This window comes from Oryzihumus sp. JJN4-3R, assembly GCF_057747915.1.
Genome location: NZ_CM173229.1, coordinates 2,468,195 through 2,486,081 on the forward strand (window position 1 = coordinate 2,468,195; position 17,887 = coordinate 2,486,081).

Annotated in this window: 14 protein-coding genes; 10 read left to right on the forward strand and 4 right to left on the reverse strand. The window is 71.9% G+C overall.

What is annotated here, in order from left to right; translation table 11 throughout:
• Positions 1 to 21 precede the first annotated feature (21 nt).
• Together paaN and AC3ANM_RS11615 are read left to right on the forward strand one after the other, a co-directional pair.
• A complete protein-coding gene (paaN, locus tag AC3ANM_RS11610; protein ID WP_488284570.1) occupies positions 22 to 1,731 on the forward strand; it encodes a phenylacetic acid degradation protein PaaN in 1,710 nt (569 codons plus the stop codon).
• Between the two features lie 205 nt (positions 1,732 to 1,936).
• Positions 1,937 to 2,956 (forward strand): type IV toxin-antitoxin system AbiEi family antitoxin domain-containing protein, encoded by a 1,020-nt coding sequence (locus AC3ANM_RS11615; RefSeq protein WP_488284571.1) that lies wholly within the window; start codon positions 1,937 to 1,939, stop codon positions 2,954 to 2,956.
• Between the two features lie 72 nt (positions 2,957 to 3,028).
• On the opposite strand, the gene AC3ANM_RS11620 is transcribed toward AC3ANM_RS11615, so the two are convergent.
• On the reverse strand, positions 3,029 to 3,418 hold the full coding sequence (locus AC3ANM_RS11620) for a phage holin family protein (RefSeq protein ID WP_488284572.1): 390 nt from the start codon (positions 3,416 to 3,418) through the stop codon (positions 3,029 to 3,031).
• 161 nt (positions 3,419 to 3,579) lie between these two features.
• Here AC3ANM_RS11620 and hisC point away from each other — a divergent pair, with 161 nt between their 5' ends.
• The 5 genes from hisC (at position 3,580) to AC3ANM_RS11645 (ending at position 9,501) form a co-directional block, all read left to right on the forward strand.
• Positions 3,580 to 4,674, forward strand: a complete 1,095-nt coding sequence (hisC, locus tag AC3ANM_RS11625) for a histidinol-phosphate transaminase (protein WP_488284573.1) — start codon at positions 3,580 to 3,582, stop codon at positions 4,672 to 4,674.
• A gap of 180 nt (positions 4,675 to 4,854) precedes the next feature.
• The gene (locus AC3ANM_RS11630; protein WP_488284574.1) at positions 4,855 to 5,460 is read left to right on the forward strand and encodes a hypothetical protein; all 606 of its coding nucleotides are present in this window, start codon (positions 4,855 to 4,857) and stop codon (positions 5,458 to 5,460) included.
• A 296-nt stretch (positions 5,461 to 5,756) separates the two neighbouring features.
• Positions 5,757 to 6,965 carry a pyruvate dehydrogenase (acetyl-transferring) E1 component subunit alpha gene (pdhA, locus tag AC3ANM_RS11635; RefSeq protein ID WP_488284575.1) on the forward strand — a complete coding sequence of 403 codons (1,209 nt, stop codon included), beginning with the start codon at positions 5,757 to 5,759 and terminating at the stop codon, positions 6,963 to 6,965.
• Between the two features lie 2 nt (positions 6,966 to 6,967).
• Positions 6,968 to 7,945, forward strand: a complete 978-nt coding sequence (locus tag AC3ANM_RS11640) for an alpha-ketoacid dehydrogenase subunit beta (RefSeq protein ID WP_488284576.1) — start codon at positions 6,968 to 6,970, stop codon at positions 7,943 to 7,945.
• A 20-nt stretch (positions 7,946 to 7,965) separates the two neighbouring features.
• Positions 7,966 to 9,501: a dihydrolipoamide acetyltransferase family protein gene (locus tag AC3ANM_RS11645; RefSeq protein WP_488284577.1), complete on the forward strand. Its 1,536-nt coding sequence runs from the start codon at positions 7,966 to 7,968 to the stop codon at positions 9,499 to 9,501.
• Positions 9,502 to 9,642: 141 nt separating this feature from the next.
• On the opposite strand, the gene AC3ANM_RS11650 is transcribed toward AC3ANM_RS11645, so the two are convergent.
• From AC3ANM_RS11650 to AC3ANM_RS11660, 3 genes are all read right to left on the reverse strand, one after another.
• A complete protein-coding gene (locus AC3ANM_RS11650; RefSeq protein WP_488284578.1) occupies positions 9,643 to 11,358 on the reverse strand; it encodes an MDR family MFS transporter in 1,716 nt (571 codons plus the stop codon).
• Positions 11,358 to 11,864 (reverse strand): MarR family winged helix-turn-helix transcriptional regulator, encoded by a 507-nt coding sequence (locus AC3ANM_RS11655; RefSeq protein WP_488284579.1) that lies wholly within the window; start codon positions 11,862 to 11,864, stop codon positions 11,358 to 11,360. Before AC3ANM_RS11655 ends, AC3ANM_RS11650 begins: the two co-directional genes overlap by 1 nt.
• 280 nt (positions 11,865 to 12,144) lie before the next feature.
• Positions 12,145 to 13,008, reverse strand: coding sequence for a maleylpyruvate isomerase family mycothiol-dependent enzyme (locus tag AC3ANM_RS11660; protein WP_488284580.1), 864 nt, complete (start codon positions 13,006 to 13,008; stop codon positions 12,145 to 12,147).
• Positions 13,009 to 13,035: 27 nt separating this feature from the next.
• Between AC3ANM_RS11660 and AC3ANM_RS11665 the strand changes: the two genes are divergently transcribed.
• Genes AC3ANM_RS11665 through AC3ANM_RS11675 form a run of 3 tightly spaced genes read left to right on the forward strand, consistent with a single transcriptional unit; the run spans position 13,036 to position 17,817 of the window.
• Positions 13,036 to 15,150 carry a bifunctional copper resistance protein CopD/cytochrome c oxidase assembly protein gene (locus AC3ANM_RS11665; RefSeq protein WP_488284581.1) on the forward strand — a complete coding sequence of 705 codons (2,115 nt, stop codon included), beginning with the start codon at positions 13,036 to 13,038 and terminating at the stop codon, positions 15,148 to 15,150.
• 1 nt (position 15,151) lies between these two features.
• A complete protein-coding gene (locus tag AC3ANM_RS11670) occupies positions 15,152 to 15,976 on the forward strand; it encodes a carbon-nitrogen family hydrolase (RefSeq protein WP_488284582.1) in 825 nt (274 codons plus the stop codon).
• On the forward strand, positions 15,973 to 17,817 hold the full coding sequence (locus AC3ANM_RS11675) for an NHL domain-containing thioredoxin family protein (RefSeq protein WP_488284583.1): 1,845 nt from the start codon (positions 15,973 to 15,975) through the stop codon (positions 17,815 to 17,817). The genes AC3ANM_RS11670 and AC3ANM_RS11675 overlap by 4 nt, the downstream gene beginning before the upstream one ends.
• Positions 17,818 to 17,887 lie beyond the last annotated feature (70 nt).

Consider the following 17,887-nt stretch of genomic DNA (forward strand, 5'->3'; position numbering starts at 1 on the left):
GACCGTGGTTAGGATTGAGCCGTGACCCAGACGCAGACGCCGACCCTGCACCCGCTGGCCGAGAAGCACGCCCAGGCGCTCACGGAGGCGCGCGAGGCCCTGGCTGCCCGCAGCTTCCACTCGCGCTACCCCGAGTCGCCCTCGCCCCGCGTCTACGGCGAGACCGCCGCCGCCGACGGGCAGTCGGCGTTCGAGGGGATGCTCGGGGAGGACTTCCGAGGCCTCGGCGACCAGCCGACCGATGGTTCGTTCGTCGGCAGCGAGGTCTCGCCCTACGGCCCCAAGCTGCGCATCCGCTACCCCCGCCTGGACGTCGAGGCCGCGGTCGCGGCCGCCCGGGCGGCGATGCCGGCCTGGCGTGACGCCGGCGCGCTGACCCGCGCCGCGGTGTGCGTGGAGATCATCGACGCGATCAACGCGCGGTCCTTCGAGATGGCCAACGCCGTGATGCACACGACCGGCCAGCCGTTCGTCATGGCGTTCCAGGCGGCCGGGCCGCACGCGCAGGACCGGGCCCTGGAGTCCGTCGTCGCCGCGCTCGTCGAGCAGGAGCGCGTGCCGTCCTCGGTGGTCTGGGAGAAGCCGGCCAAGGGCGAGCCGATCCGGATGCAGAAGGACTACCGCATCGTCCCGCGCGGCATCGCGCTGGTGATCGGCTGCAACACCTTCCCGACGTGGAACGGCTACCCGGGGCTGTTCGCCTCGCTCGCCACGGGCAACCCGGTCATCGTCAAGCCGCACCCGCGCGCCGTGCTGCCGCTGGCGCTCAGCGTCGCCGTGGCCCGCTCGGTGCTGCGGGACGCGGGCTTCGACCCGGCGCTGGTGCAGCTGGCGGCCGAGGACGACGGCGAGGGCCTGGCGAAGGAGCTCGCCGAGCGGCCCGAGGTGGCGATCATCGACTACACCGGCGGCCCCGGCTTCGGCGGCTGGCTGGAGCGCGAGGCGGCCGGTGCCGGCAAGCTCGTCTACACCGAGAAGGCCGGGGTCAACTCGATCGTCGTCGACTCGACCGACAACCTGCGCGGCGTGCTGGGCAACCTCGCCTTCTCGCTGTCGCTCTACTCCGGCCAGATGTGCACGACGCCGCAGAACATCTACGTCCCCCGCGAGGGCATCGACACCGACGAGGGCCACGTGTCCTTCGCCGAGCTCGGCGACAAGCTCGGTATGGCGATCGGTCGCCTCACCGGCGACGACGCCAAGGCCGTCGAGCTGCTGGGCGCCACCGTCAACGCCGACGTCCGTGCCCGGGCCGGGGCCCTGCCCGAGCTGGCGTCGAAGGTCGGCGGCTCGGTCGTGCTCGACACGCGGGCGGTCGACCACCCCACCTACCCCGACGCGGTGGTGCGCACCCCCGGACTGGTGGCTGTCGACGTCGCCGACGACACGGCATACACGCAGGAGTGCTTCGGGCCGGTCACGTTCCTCATCGCGACCGACTCCACCGGTCAGTCGCTGGAGCGGATGCGCGACACGATCCGCGAGCACGGCGCGATGACGGCGGCGGTCTACTCGACCTCGGAGACGGTGCTCGACCAGGCGCGCGACGCGGCGGCCGACGCGGGTGTGGCGCTCTCGGAGAACCTCACCGGGCCGGTGTTCGTCAACCAGACGGCGGCGTTCAGCGACTACCACGGCACCGGCGCCAACCCGGCGGCCAATGCGGCCTACGTCGACGCGGCGTTCGTGGCCAACCGCTTCCGCGTGGTCACCTCCCGCCGCCACGTCTGAGCGCCCACCCACCCCCTCTTTCTCCCACCTCTCTTCTCCCACCGGACGCACCACATGGCCCGAATCGGCCCCTGACGGGACCTGATTCGGGCCATGTGGTGCGTCCGGATGAGTTATCCCCATGGGGTCGCCGCTTCGTCACGCCATCCACAGAGACGTCGGGAGGGCTCGTGGACGGGCACAGGGCCCCGTCACCGTCGTGGTCATGCATGACGTCTCGCTCGCGCTGTCACGTCTCGCGTCCCCCTTCACCAAGGAGGACGCGGAGGCCTCCGGCATCTCGCAGAAGGTGCTGCGTCGGCTCGTGCAGCACGGTGAGGTGGTACGGGTGCGCCACGGTGTGTACGTCTCCCGCGCGGCGGCGCTCGCTTCCTACGATGCCGCCTATCGCCGAGACATCGCTGCCGCGGCGACGTCCTTTGGGCCCGACTACGCCGTCAGCCATCTGTCGGCTGCCGCCCTGCACGGCCTGCCCCTTCCGCTGGGACCCCCTGGCCCGGTGCACCTGACCCGCCTCACCGCATGCCACCGGTCCCGCCAGTCTCGCCGCGGGGTGGTCATCCACCACGCCGACTCCTCGATCACGCCGGTCGAGTCTCTCGCCGGCCTCATCGTCACCTCGATCGACCGGACCTTGGCCGACTGCCTCAGGTCCCTGCCGTTGACCGGATCGGTGCCCATCGTGGACGCAGCGCTGTTCCGGGAGAGGACGACGGAGGAGCGGGTCCGTGACTACCTCGAGGTGCAACGCCGGTGGGGCGGTGTGCCGCTGGCCCGCCGCGGTCTTGCTCTGGCGGACGGGCGCCGGGAGACCTGGCTCGAGTCCTACTCCTTCGTGCGGCTCGACCAGCTGGGAGTGGAGCTGCCAACGCCGCAGGTGTGGGTCTATGACGAGTGGGATCTGCGCGTCGGCCGTGTGGACGGGATCTGGTGCGAGGGGGCGACGGTGGCGGAGATGGATGGCAAGGGCAAGTACCTCGTGGATGGCCCCCACCAGGTCGCCGTGGCGGAGATCCTGATCGCCGAGAAGGAGCGTGAGGACCGACTGCGCGACCTCGGTCTGGAGATGGTGCGCTGGGGACTGGACGACCTGCGCCGCAACCCCGGCCTGCTGGTCTCGCGCATCCACGCTGCGCGGGCCCGTGGCGACTGGAGGCGGTTCCGCGGGCGAATCCTGCCTCACCGCCCCGACCGAACGCACCAAACGGCCCGTTTCAGCGCCTGAGAAGGGCCGAAACGGGCCGTTTGGTGCGTTCGGTCGAGGAAGAGAGGGCTTGGCGGGGTGGGGCGGGAAGGGTCAGTCGCGGCTGTCGGGGAGGACGATCCCGAGGACGACGCTGACGACGCTGATGATCACCGCGCCGACGAGGGCGTCCCAGAAGAAGTGGTCGACGTGGAACGCCAGGTTGAGCCCGCCGGCGACCCAGGACGTCAGCTGGAGCATCAGCGCGTTGACGACGATCGTGAACAGCCCGAGCGTCAGGACGATGAACGGGAAGGAGAAGAACTTCGCGACCGGCTTGATCACGGCGTTGATGACTCCGAACACCGCCGCCACCAGCAGCACGGCGACCAGGCGCTTGCCGAGGGGCTGGTTGTCGTCGGCCAGGTGGATGCCGACGACGAGCCAGGCCGCGACCCAGAGCGCCACGCCGTTGATGAGGATCTTGATCGCGATCGACTTCATGTCGGTCATCGTGGCACGGGCAGCCTGTGGTGCCGCTGATGCCACGGGGCGTGCGGACGCGACGGGGTGCGGTCGACGCCACGAACGAGGAGGATTGCGGCGAATGCCACATTTCGTGGGCCCACTCGGCGCAAACCCTGTAATGGCAATAGGGTTCCGCCATGACGGACGCAAAGGCCGGAGTGCGGCTACGCCGTGCCCTCGATGCGGTCCCGGCCTATCGACCCGGCAAGCCGGCCGCCGCTCGTGACGGGGTCACGACGTACAAGATCAGCAGCAACGAGAACCCGTACCCGCCGCTGCCCAGCGTCCTGAAGGTCGTGCACGACGCCGCGACCCAGATGAACCGCTACCCGGACATGGCGGTCACCGACCTGACGCAGGCCCTGGCCAACCACCTCGGCGTGCCGGTCGAGCACATCGCCACCGGCACCGGCAGCGTCGGCGTCCTGGGACAGCTCATCCAGGCCACCTGCGACCCGGGCGACGAGGTCATCTACGCCTGGCGCTCGTTCGAGGCCTACCCGATCGTGGTCGCCCTCGCCAGCGCCACGTCGGTCCAGGTCCCGCTCGACGAGCACGCCCGGCACGACCTCGACGCCATGGCCGACGCGATCACCGACCGCACGCGGCTCATCCTGGTGTGCACCCCCAACAACCCGACCGGGCCGGTGGTGCACCAGGACGAGCTCGACGCGTTCCTCGACAAGGTCCCCGACGACGTCCTCGTCGTCATCGACGAGGCCTACCTCGAGTTCGTCCGCGACGGGCAGGCGCCGGATGCGATCGCCACCTACGAGGAGCGGCACAACGTCGCGGTCCTGCGCACCTTCAGCAAGGCCTACGGCCTCGCCGGCCTCCGGGTCGGGTATGCCGTGGCCCACGAGCCGGTCGCCCAGGCCTTGCGCAAGACCGCAGTCCCGTTCGGGGTGAGCACCATCGCCCAGCAGGCGGCGATCGCCAGCCTCGAGGCGTGGGACGAGCTCGCCGAGCGCGTCGACGCCCTCGTCGCCGAACGGGAGCGTGTGGTCAGCGAGCTGCGCCACCAGGGCTGGCACGTCCCCGACACCGAGGCCAACTTCGTCTGGCTCCCCCTGGGGCCGGACACCGAGGCGTTCGCCGCTGCCGCCGACAAGGCCGGTCTCGTCGTGCGCCCCTTCGCCGGCGAGGGTGCCCGGTGCACCATCGCCGAGACCGGGGCCAACGACCGCCTGCTCGAGGTCGCCGGCTCGTTCCTGACCGCCCGGACCTTCTGAGGCGGCCCACCGACATCCCACCCTGCAGCACCCAGCACCACCCCTGCGGCGCGCCGTTCCCCCATAGGACACCCGTCGCTGTCCCACATCACCCAAACGACGGAGGATTGACTAGTCATGTCGGGGGATATCACCCGCACCCGCTCGACGCACAAGGGTCGTCATCGCCAGAGTGCCCTTGTGGCCACCAAGGGGACGTCCAACCGGTTGACGCGCGGCAGCACCATCGGTGCCTCTGTCTGGGCGCCGACGGTCGGCTTCGCGACCCTGGGGATGGCCACGGTCGCGGCGATGACCATGGTCAGCCTCGACCAGAGCCCCCACCACGTCGCCGACGGTGCGCCGTCGATCGACGCCACCCGGACCAACGGGCAGGCCACGCCGCAGCAGACGGCTGCCGGTGAGGCGGCGGCCAAGCGTGCGGCGGCCAAGCTGCACGCCCGCAACGCCTCGCTCGAGACGTCCATCGCCGACGCCACCTCCACGGGCAAGGCGCGCACCGCTCCCGTCACGGTGACGCTCCACCAGGTCGCGAAGGTCGTCACGAAGACGGTCCCCAAGACCAACCCCGCCCCGCTGCCGGCGCCCAAAGGGGACTCCACGCCCCCCAAGAGCGGCGGCGACGGATCCGGCGGCAGCACCGGCGGCGGCAGCACCGACCCCGCCCCGGCACCAGTCCCCGCACCCGCGCCGGTCCCCACGACCCAGCCCGTCGTCGGCGTGACCCTGCCGACCGGCACCGGGACGTCGGTCGACGTGGGCGGCCTGGTCCACCTCGGGCTCTGAGCCCGGACCGGCTCCGCGCGACGACCCGGACCCGGATGACACGCCAGGGGCCGGTCCGGCCCAGCCCTGACGAAGGTCAGGACTGAGCACGGACCGGCCCTTCGTGCGTCCGCCATTTGGAACACCACGTCCCCCTGCCGGTAGCGTGTGCACCGCTAGGCCTGTGAGCGCCGCCACATGCGTGCGTGACCGTCCCCGCCGTGGACCGACGGGCGGAGACCCCGCCCGACGTCCGCGGCCCAGAGCCGAGCCGGCCAGCGACCGCTGCGCCGGATCGCGAAGAAGGAGTAGTGCCTGTGAGCGACATCGACGTCGCCTCGAGTGCCGGTGCCGAGGGCACCGAGCACCTCGACGAAGCCGCCGTGGCGGCCCTGACAGCCCCCGTTCCCGAGACGATCGGTGACGGCGGACCCGAGCTGGTCCAGCTGCTCACCCCCGAAGGTGAGCGGGTCGACCACCCCGACTACTCGGCATACGTCGCCGACCTCGACGCGGACGACCTGCGCGGCTTCTACCGCGACCTGGTCCTCGTGCGTCGCGTCGACGCCGAGGCGACCGCGCTGCAGCGGCAGGGCGAGCTGGGCATCTGGGCCAGCCTGCTCGGCCAGGAGGCCGCCCAGGTGGGCTCCGGCCGCGCGCTGCGTCCGCAGGACTACGCCTTCCCGACCTACCGCGAGCACGGCGTGGCCTGGTGCCGCGGGGTCAACCCGCTGAACCTGCTGGGCCTCTTCCGTGGCGTCAACCACGGTGGCTGGGACCCGGACGAGAAGAACTTCCACCTCTACACGATCGTCATCGGCGCGCAGACGCTGCACGCGACCGGCTACGCGATGGGCATCCAGCGCGACGGCGCGGTCGGCACCGGTGACGCCGAGCGTGACGCGGCCGTCGTGGCCTACTTCGGTGACGGCGCCACCAGCCAGGGCGACGTCAACGAGGCGTTCGTCTACGCCGCGGTCAACAACGCCCCGGTCGTGTTCTTCTGCCAGAACAACCAGTGGGCCATCTCCGAGCCCAACGACCGCCAGACCCGGATCCCGCTCTACCAGCGCGCCCGCGGCTTCGGCTTCCCCGGCGTGCGGGTCGACGGCAACGACGTCCTCGCGGTCTACGCCGTCACCAAGGCCGCCATGGACGCGGCCCGCAGCGGCCAGGGCCCGATGCTCATCGAGGCGTTCACCTACCGCATGGGCGCCCACACCACCTCGGACGACCCGACGAAGTACCGCGTCTCCGCCGAGGTCGAGGTCTGGAAGCACCGCGACCCGATCGCCCGCCTCAAGGCCTACCTGACGGCCCACGCGATGGCCGACAGCGACTTCTTCGACGCCGTCGACCGCGAGGCCGACGAGCTCGCGGCGACGGTCCGCGAGGGCTGCCTGACCATGCCCGACCCCGAGCCGCTGTCGATGTTCGACCACATCTACGTCGAGGAGCACCCGGTCGTCGAGGCCGAGCGCGCCGAGTTCGCGGCCTACCACGCCAGCTTCGAGGGAGGCCACTGATCATGAGCACCCTGACCATTGCCAAGGGCATCAACAACGGCCTGCGCCGCTCGATGGAGCGCGACAACAAGGTCATCCTCATGGGTGAGGACATCGGCAAGCTCGGTGGCGTCTTCCGCGTGACCGACGGCCTGCAGAAGGACTTCGGCGAGGACCGCGTCATCGACACCCCGCTGGCCGAGTCCGGCATCATCGGCACCGCGGTGGGCCTGGCCCTGCGCGGCTACCGCCCGGTCTGCGAGATGCAGTTCGACGGCTTCGTCTACCCGGCCTTCGACCAGATCGTCTCCCAGGTCGCCAAGATGCGGGCCCGCTCGCTCGGCGCGGTCAAGCTGCCGATCGTCATCCGCATCCCGGTCGGTGGCGGCATCGGCGCCGTGGAGCACCACAGTGAGTCCAACGAGGCCTACTTCGCCCACACCGCCGGCCTGCGGGTCGTCGCGTGCTCCAACCCCGCGGACGCCTACTGGATGATCCAGCAGGCCATCGAGACCGACGACCCGGTGGTCTTCTACGAGCCCAAGCGCCGCTACTGGGACAAGGGCGAGGTCGACGAGGACGGCTCCGCCGAGCTCGGCCTGTATGACGCGCGCGTGGCTCGCGCGGGCGAGCACGTGACCGTCGCGGCCTACGGCCCGATGGTCCGCGTCGCCCTCGAGGCCGCGCAGGCCGCCGAGGAGGAGGGCAAGTCGATCGAGGTCGTGGACCTGCGCTCGCTGTCCCCGCTCGACATGGACACCCTGGCGGCGTCGGTGGAGAGGACCGGCCGTCTCGTCGTCACCCACGAGGCCTCGACCTTCCTGGGCATGGGCGCCGAGATCGCCGCGGAGATCACCCAGCGCTGCTTCTACCACCTCGAGGCGCCCGTGCTGCGGGTCGGCGGCTACAACCTGCCCTACCCGCCGAGCAAGCTCGAGGAAGACTTCCTGCCCGACCTCGACCGCGTGCTCGACGGCGTCGACCGCGCGCTCGCCTACTGAAGCGAAGGGGCCCGACAGCAATGTCCGCAAGCATCAAGCGCTTCAACCTCCCCGACCCCGGTGAGGGCCTGACCGAGGCCGAGATCGTCACCTGGAAGGTCAAGGCCGGCGACACGGTCAAGGTCAACGACATCATCGTCGAGATCGAGACGGCCAAGTCCCTGGTCGAGCTCCCGGTGCCGTTCGCCGGCACCGTCAGCGAGCTGCTCGTCAGCGAGGGCGAGACGGTCGAGGTCGGCACGCCGATCATCGCCGTCGAGACCGGCGCCGGCGGCGCCCCGGCCCCGGTGCAGGACGCCCCGGCCGCCGGTGCGGTCGAGCCCGGCCTCGAGGGCAGCCCCGCCCCGAAGCTCGCGGCTGCGGCCGCGGCGGCGGAGGAGGAGATCGAGGAGGGCAAGATCGGCGGCACCACGTCGACCGGTCGCACCGCCGTCCTCGTCGGCTACGGCGTCAAGCAGACCGAGGCCAAGCGCCGCCCCCGCAAGGGTGGCACGACCGCGGCCCCGTCTGCGGCTCCGGCGGCAGCCCCGTCCATGACGGCCGCGTCGGCTCCCGCTGCGGCCGCTCCGGCCGCTCCTGCTCCCGCGGCCCAGGCCCGCACCCTCGGCCAGGCCCGGGCGCTGACCAAGCCGCCGGTGCGCAAGCTCGCCAAGGACCTCGGCATCGACCTGACCCAGGTCACGCCGAGCGGCGAGGGTGGCATCATCACCCGCGCCGACGTCGAGTCCCACGCCTCGGGCGCCACAACCACGGCGACCACGACGGCCGCCGCGGCTGCCCCGGCAGCCGGCACCCCGGCATTCCCCCGCGAGCGGGAGGTGCCCCCAGAGGCTCCCGTCTTCGCCCGCTCGGGCGAGCGCGAGACCCGCGTGCCGATCAAGGGCGTGCGCAAGATGACCGCGCAGGCGGTCTCGGCGTCGGCGTTCACCGCGCCGCACGTCACGGAGTTCATCACCGTCGACGTGTCGCGCACGATGAAGCTGGTCGACCGACTGCGTGAGGACCGCGAGTTCCGCGACGTCAAGGTCAGCCCGCTGCTGATCGTGGCCAAGGCGCTGCTCATCGCGGCCCGCCGCAACCCCGAGATCAACGCGCGCTGGGACGAGGCGGCCGGCGAGATCGCCATCGCCAACTACGTCAACCTCGGCATCGCGGCGGCCACCCCGCGGGGGCTGATCGTGCCGAACATCAAGGACGCCGACCAGATGTCCCTGCGGCAGCTGGCCGACGCGATGGCGGCGCTGGTCTCGACGGCCCGCGAGGGTCGCACGCCCCCGGCCGACATGGCCGGCGGCACGATCACGATCACCAACGTGGGCGTCTTCGGCGTCGACAACGGCACGCCGATCCTCAACCAGGGTGAGGCCGCGATCCTGTGCTTCGGCGCCGTGCGTCAGATGCCCTGGGTCGTCAAGGGCAAGATCAAGCCGCGCTGGGTCACCCAGCTCGCGCTGTCCTTCGACCACCGCCTCGTCGACGGTGACCTCGGCTCGCGCTTCCTGGCCGACGTCGCGGCGGTCCTGGAGGACCCGAGCAAGGCGCTCGTCTGGGGCTGAGCACCCTTACGCAGCAACGCGAAGCGGGCGGTGGGATCTGGTCCCACCGCCCGCTTCGTCGTGTCAGCCGACCGTGTCAGCCAGCCGTGTCAGCCGGCCGTTGTCCATCGGCCGCCGTCCATCGGCCGTGTGCCCGGTGGCTCAGTGCGCCATCGGCGGTGCCGCCGCGGCTGCCGCCTCGGCGTCGGCCGCGTCGGACTTGCCGCGCTCGGAGTAGGACGAGCCGCTGCGCAGCTCCACGTGCGGCAGGAACCACAGCACGATGAACGCCACGACCATGACGGCCGAGCCGACCAGGAAGACCCGGTCCATCGCCTCGGAGAAGCCGACGAGGAACGGCTTGGCCAGGCGCGGGTCGATCTGCTGGATGAACGAGGAGTCGCTCAGCGGGTTGACGCCGCCGCCCGAGCCGCCGCCCTGGTGGCTCTTGAACGAGGCGATCACGTTGGCGTTGGCCGCAGCGTTGCCCGTCGGGTTGCGCAGGGCCGCCTGGAAGGCCGGGGTGGGGTAGATGGCCTTGAACGCCTCGGCCAGCTTGACCGGCACCGCGGAGAACAGGATCGACAGGAACACCGCGGTGCCCAGGGTGCCGCCGATCTGGCGGGTGAACGTGGCCGAGGAGGTGGCCACGCCGATGTCCCGCGGGGAGACGGCGTTCTGCACGGCCAGCGTCAGCGGCTGCATGTTGAAGCCCAGGCCCAGGCCGAAGACGACCATCAGGACCATGACCTGCCAGATCGCGGTGTCGAACGCGACGTAGTGGAACATGAACAGGCCGATGACGAGGAGCGCCGAGCCGATGATCGGGAAGTGCCGGTAGCGGCCGGTGCGGGAGATGGCCTGGCCGGAGATGATCGAGCCGGACATGATGCCCAGGGTCATCGGGACCAGCATGAGGCCGGCCTGCGTCGGGGTCGCGCCCTTGACGATCTGCAGGTAGAGCGGCAGCGAGACCAGGCCACCGAACATCCCCATGCCGAGGATCACCGAGGCCATGGAGGCCACGCCGACGGTCCGGATGCGGAACAGGTAGATCGGCAGCAGCGCCTCGTGGCCCATGGCCCGCTCGATGAGGAAGAAGGCGATCAGGCCGAGGCCACCGACGACGTAGCAGGTGATCGAGCTGCCCGAGCCCCAGCCCCAGCCGCGACCCTGCTCCGCCACGATGAGCAGCGGGACGAGCCCGACCGTGAGGGCGACGGCGCCCCACCAGTCGATGCGGTGGTCGAGGCGGGTGTGGCGCAGGTGCAGCGTGCGGGCGACGACGAACAGCGCCGCGATGCCGATCGGCACGTTCACCAGAAAGACCCAGCGCCAGCCGGCGATGCCCATGATGCTCTCCTGGCCGGCGAAGAAGCCGCCGATGACCGGGCCGAGGACGCTGGAGGTGCCGAAGACGGCCAGGAAGTAGCCCTGGTACTTGGCGCGCTCCCGCGGCGGCACGATGTCACCGATGATGGCCAGGGCCAGGGAGAACAGGCCGCCGGCGCCGAGGCCCTGCACGGCGCGGAAGGCCGCGAGCATCGGCATCGAGGTGGCGAAGGTGCACAGCACCGAGCCGATGATGAAGATCGTGATGGCCGCGGTGAAGAACTTCTTGCGGCCGTAGATGTCGGAGAGCTTGCCGTAGAGCGGCGTGACGATCGTCGAGGTGATCAGGTAGGCCGTGGTCACCCACGCCTGGCCGGCGAGGTCGTTCAGGTCGTCGGCGATGACGCGCATCGCCGAGGCCACGATCGTCTGGTCCAGGGCGGCCAGGAACATGCCCATGAGCAGGCCGACCATGATCGTGAGGATCTGCTTGTGCGTCAGCGGCCCGTCGGTGGCGGTCGCTGGCGCAGGAGTGGCGGATGCCATTACTGCTCCTTGGGTGCTGAGGTGTGGACGCCACTCATGGCGTCGGCGAAGTGCTTGATCATCTGGTCGCGCGAGGACTCCAGGGCCCCGGCGAACCGGTCGAGCAGTGCGACGAGCTGGTCGGCCTCGGACTGCTCCCAGTCCTGCAGCATGCTGCGGAACCACTCCCCCCGCTGGGTGCGGAGCCGTTCGATGAGCGCCTTGCCCTCCGGGGTCAGCGAGAGCATCGCCGCCCTCCGGTCGTCGGGGTCGGGAAGCTTCTCGACGAGGCCGTGCTGGGCCATCGTCGAGGCCTGCCGGCTCACCGTGGACACGTCGGAGTGCACGCACTCGGCCAGGGCCGACACCCTCTTGGGTCCCCCGTCGAGGGTGAACAGCACCGGGTAGGCGGTGGCGTCCACGGCCGGGTGCAGCCGCGGCGCGTGCTGGCGCATCGCCTGGAACAGCTTCATGACCCGGATCAGGTTCGTGCTGAGCTGGTTGGCTGCCTCATGGCTGATCGCCACCGGGCCCCCCGTTCTCGCGTCGTCACTTGCTTGCGGCATACAACTATCACACAGAACTTGCGTGACGCAAGCAAATAAAGACGTATGCCGGGTCGTCCCCTCCCGCCCGTCTCCTCACCCCCATGGACGAGCGGGCACGCGTCAGCCCGCGTTCCCGGGCGCGATCCGGCCCGTCACGCGGGCTGAGCGGGGTCCGGTTGCGGGCGCCAGTCTGTGGGTGCCGCTCGGGGAGCGCCGCCCAGGCGGAGCAGGTCAGGCGGAGGAGGTCAGGCGGAGGAGGTCAGTGCGTGAAGGCGAGGGCCTCGAGGACGCGCCGGGCCATCGCCTCGTCGCCGACGACGCTGTAGGCCGTGTCCGCCACCGAGCGCCGGCCGGCGGCGCGGCGGGTGAACGCGTCGGTGGACATGCTGATGCTCACCGTCGGGCCCTCCACGTGGGGCACGCTCTCGTCGACGTGCTCGCCGGTGAACATCGCGTGCCCGTGCGGGCGCCCGTCCTCGCCGGCGTCCACGCGCACGCCTGCGCGGGCGACCACCGGCCCGGTGACGTCGATGATCACCGTGCTCCCCGGCTCCAGGCCGGCGCCGCGGGCCACGAGCCTGGGCAGCTGGATCATCGCCGCGTTGACGAAGACGGCGGCGGCGGGGGAGTCCAGGTTGCCCGGCCGGTTGAGCGCCGTGCGGATGTCCTGCTCGTGGGCCCACACGTCGAAGGCCCGCATGAGCGCGACCGTCGCCGCCCGCTCCGGCCCGAACGGCCCGGAGATGATGCTCGAGTCGGTCAGGCCCGGGCTGCGCAGCGTGGCCAGCCGCTGGGGCAGGACGTGCTCGAGCTCGGCGACGACGTCGGGGCCGCTGCGGCCGCGGCGCACCTCCACGGCGGACTCGACCTTCTGCCCCAGCTCGTTGCGCACGTGCTCATAGGGCGGGACCTCGACCTTGGGGTCGCGGTGGCCCTCCAGCCAGGCCTCGACGCCGGCGACGTGGGAGATCTGGTCCTTGACCGTCCAGCCCGGGCACTCGGTCTCGCGCTCGAAGTCCTCCTCGGTGCAGCTGCGGCCGAGGTCGATGACCGCCTGCGTCGTCTGGGCGAAGGCTTCGACGAGGCCGTGCAGGTCTGAGGGTGCTGCCGGGTGCATGGGCATGGCGTCACCCTACTTAGGCTGGTCCCCATGGCCACCCAGAAGTCCGACCCGCAGACGCCGGCACCCGCCCCCCTGGTGCTGGTCGCTGCGGTCGCGCTCGCGGTCGCCGTCCCGGCGGCGGTCCTGGGTGGTGCGGTGGTCGCGCCGGTGGCGGGGCTGCCCGACCCGGGGGCCGTCGTGCGCTGGGGCGTCGTGCTCGTGCGCACCCTCCACGACCTTGCCGCGGCGCTGACGGTCGGCCTGCTGGTGCTCGCGGCGTTCATCGTGCCCGAGGCTCGCAGCACCTCCCGCCGACTGACCGCCACCCGCTGGGCCGCGGCGGCCGCCACCGTCTGGGCGGTGTCAGGCCTGGTCGGGCTGGTGTTCTCCTTCGCCGACCTCGCTGGCGTGAAGGTCAGCGACCCGGGGTTCGCCCAGCAGCTCCAGACCTTCGTCTTCAGCATCGACGTGCTGCGGGCGGCGGCCATCTCCCTGGGGCTCGTGCTCGTCGTGGCGACCGGGGCCGCCCTGGCCCGCACCCGCGCCGCGATGGTGGCCCTCGCCCTGCTCAGCCTCCTCGCGGTGCTGCCGCTCGCCCTGGCGGGCCATGCTGCCGGCTCCAGCGACCACGACACCGCGGTCAACTCTCTCGGCGCGCACCTGGTCGGGGCCGTGCTCTGGGTCGGCGGCCTGCTCGGCCTCGTCGTCCTGCGCCCCCTGCTGGGCAAGGCGCTGGCCGTCAGCGTCGAGCGCTACTCCACGCTCGCCGGCTGGTGCTTTGCCATCGTGGCCGTCTCCGGCGCGCTGAACGCCTGGCTGCGGGTCGGCTCGGTCAGCGGGCTGGCCACCTCCTACGGCGCCCTGGTGCTCGGCAAGACCGCCGCCCTGGTGCTGCTCGGCCTGGCCGGGTGGCGCCAGCGCCGCACCGTGATCGGCCGGCTCCGCACCGACCCGGCCGCACCGGGCGCCTTCGCGCGGCTCGCCGTCGCCGAGCTCGTGGTGATGGGCGCGGCGTTCGGCCTGGCCACCGCCCTCTCGCGCAGCGCCCCGCCGGTCCCCCAGAAGGCGGAGGGCAACGTCTCCACGGCGATGTCCCTGACCGGCTACCCCGCGCCGCACCTGCCGGTGGCTCCTGACGCGTGGCTGACGGTGTGGCGGGTCGAGTGGCTGTGGCTGGCGGTGGCACTCGTCGCCATCGGCCTCTACCTCACGGGGATCACGCGGCTGCGGCGCCGCGGCGACCGGTGGCCGGTCATGCGGACGGTGAGCTGGGTCGCCGGCTGGGTGATCTTCCTCTACTCCACCCAGGGCGCGCCGATGGTCTACGGCATGGTGCTGTTCTCGGCGCACATGACCTACCACATGGTCATCTCGATGGCCGTGCCGATCCTGCTGGTCCTGGCGGCCCCGGTGACCCTGGAGCTGCGCGCCCTGCCGGCCCGCACGGACCGCACCCTCGGCCCCCGCGAGCTGCTCCTGGGACTGGTCCACTCGCGATACCTCAATGCCCTGGGCAACCCGGTGGTCGCGGCGCTGCTCTTCTTCGGCAGCCTCGTGCTCTTCTACTTCACGCCGCTGTTCGGGCTGTCGCTGCGCACCCACACCGGGCACGTCCTGATGACCGTGCACTTCCTGCTCACCGGCTACCTGTTCGCATGGGTGCTGGTCGGCGTCGACCCGGGGCCCAGGCGGTGGCCGCCGTCGCTGCGGCTGGTCGTGCTCTTCGCGACGATCTCCTTCCACGCCTTCTTCGGGGTGGCCCTCACGACGGGGTCGACCCTGCTCGCGCCGGACTTCTTCCGCCAGCTGCACCTGCTCGACGACGCCGCGTTGCTGGCCGACCAGCGCAACGGCGGCGCCATCGCCTGGGCGGTGGGCGAGCTGCCCACCCTCGTCCTCGCCCTGCTCGTCACCGCCGCGTGGGTGCGCTCGGACTCCGCCGAGGCCAAGCGTCGCGACCGGCAGGCCGACCGCGACGACGACGCCGAGCTGCGCGCCTACAACGCCCGGCTCGCGGCGGCGCACGCGCGCAGCGCGGGGCGGCCGACGACCGGCCCGACGAGCCCGCCCACCGGCTCGACGACCGGCTCGAACACCGGCCAGACCTCCGGCACGGTGGTGCCTGCCGACACGACCGCCACCTCGCAGACCCCGGGAGAGTGACATGCGCATAGCCGTGATCCAGCTGGCCTACGGCGACACCGAGGGCGTGGCCGAGCGCACCGAGCGGGTCGCCGCGATGGTGCGCGCGCAGGCCGGGCACGACCTCGTGGTGCTGCCCGAGCTGTGGTCCGCCGGCGGGTTCGCCTACCAGGACTGGGAGGAGCGGGCCGAGACCGTCGACGGGCGGGTGGCGCAGGCGATGGCGGACGCCGCCCGCGACGCAGGGGTGATGCTGCACGCCGGGTCCATCGTCGAGCGCCCCGGGGACGGGCAGCGCGGCCCGGAGGGCAAGGACCTGTGGAACACCTCGCTGGTCTTCGACCGCGACGGTGGCCTCGCCGCGACATACCGCAAGATCCACCGGTTCGGCTTCGGCGCGGGCGAGCCCAAGCTCATGGAGGCCGGTGACCGGCTGGCTCTGGTCGACGTCCCCGCGGCCGACGGCGAGGCCGCCCGGGCGGCCCTGTCCACCTGCTACGACCTGCGCTTCCCCGAGCTCTACCGCGCCCAGCTCGATGCCGGCGCGACGATGTTCGTCATCCCCGCCGCGTGGCCGGCCGCCCGCGTGCGGCACTGGACGCTGCTCGCCCACGCGCGCGCCATCGAGGACCAGTGCGTCGTCGTCGCCTGCAACACCGCCGGCACCCACGCCGGCCACGAGATGGGCGGCCACAGCCAGGTGGTCCTTCCCACAGGCGATGTGCTGGCCGTCGCGGGAAGCGGGGAGCAGGTGCTCAGTGTTGAGGTCGACATGAGTTCCGTCGAGACCTACCGCGAGAGCTTCCCGGTCCTGCGCGACCGCCGACTGCCCTTCGATCGCGCATGAGCACCGGCACCACCAAGCGCCTGCGCGTCCGCGCCCCGGAGCTGCGGGGCCGCGGGTGGCTCAACACCGGCGGCAAGGAGCTGACCCTGGAGGACCTGCGCGGCCGCGTCGTCGTGCTCGACTTCTGGACCTTCTGCTGCGTCAACTGCCTGCACGTCCTGGACGAGTTGCGGCCGCTGGAGGAGAAGTACGCCGACTCCCTCGTCCTCGTCGGCGTCCACTCCCCGAAGTTCGAGCACGAGGCCGACCCGGACGCGCTGGTCGCCGCTGTGGAGCGGTATGCCGTGCACCACCCGGTCCTCGACGACCCCGAGCTGGTGACGTGGAAGGCCTACACCGCCCGGGCGTGGCCGACTCTGGTCGTCATCGACCCGGAGGGCTACGTCGTCGCGTCGATGTCCGGTGAGGGCCACGCCCATGGGCTGTCCGTCCTCATCGAGGAGCTCATCGAGGAGCACGCCGCCAAGGGCACGCTCCGCCGCGGCGACGCGCCCTACGTCCCGCCGCCGCCGGCCGAGACCGCGCTGCGCTTCCCCGGCAAGGCGGTCAGCCTCGCCGACGGCTCGTTCCTGGTCTCCGACACCGCCCACCACCAGCTGGTCCACCTCGAGGCCGACCTGGTCACCGAGCGGGCCCGCGTGGGATCGCGGGCAGACTTCCAGGAGCCGCAGGGGCTGGCGCTGCTGCCGGCCGAGGTCGCCGCTCGCGTGGGCTACGACGTGGTCGTCGCCGACAGCGTCAACCACCAGGTCAAGGGTGTCCGCCTCGCCGACGGCGCCATCACCACGCTCGCCGGCACCGGCCGGCAGCTGCGCGAGCGCTCGGGAAGCGGCCCGGCCCTCAAGCAGGACCTGTCGACGCCGTGGGACGTGGCGTGGTTCGCCGACCGGGTCGTGGTGGCGATGGCCGGTGTGCACCAGCTGTGGGCCCTGCACCTGGCCACGGACCCTGCCGAGAACACCGTTGCGGTCCTGGCCGGCACCTCCGCCGAGGGCATCCGGGACGGCGTGGCCGACGAGGCGTGGTTCGCGCAGTCCTCCGGACTGGCCACCTCCGCCGACGGCAGCCGCGTGTGGGTCGCCGACTCCGAGACCTCGGCCCTGCGCTCGCTCTCGTTGACCGACGACGGTTTCGAGGTCGAGACCCACGTCGGCCAGGGGCTGTTCGACTTCGGGCACCGCGACGGCGCGGCCGACCAGGCGCTGCTGCAGCACCCGCTCGGCGTGACCGTGCTGCCGGACGGCTCGGTCGCCATCAGCGACACCTACAACGGCGCTATCCGCCGCTTCGACCCGGTCGCCCGCGAGGTCAGCACGCTCGCGACAGGGCTGCGCGAGCCCAGCGACGCGGTCGTCGAGGTCGACGGTGACGAGGCGCGCCTGGTGGTCGTGGAGTCCTCGGCGCACCAGCTGGTGCGGGTGCCGATCCCGGCCGAGGCCCAGGTCGTCGACGGCCTGGCCCGCCAGACCCAGCGCCCGCCCACCGAGCTGTCCTCCGGCGACGTCGAGCTCGTCATCGGCTTCACCCCGCCGACCGGGCAGAAGCTGGACTACCGCTGGGGCGACCCGACGCAGCTCATGGTGTCCAGCTCGCCCGAGGCGTTCGTGCGCGAGGGCTCCGGCACCGCGACCGGCCTGACCCGCACGCTCCACCTCGACCCGGCTGTGGGCAGCGGCATCCTGCACATCTCGGTGCGCGCCGCCGCCTGTGACGGCGACCCGGTCACCGGCGAGGTGCCCGAGCACGCCGCCTGCCACCTCTACCAGCAGGACTGGGGCATCCCGGTCGTCCTGGCCGAGGGTGCCGACCGCGAGCTGCGACTGGACCTTCGCGGCGTCTGACGCCACGCCGCATCGACCTTCCGGCGCCCGCGCATCCGGCGATGCTCGGGCGCCGGCGTCTTCGAGCGGT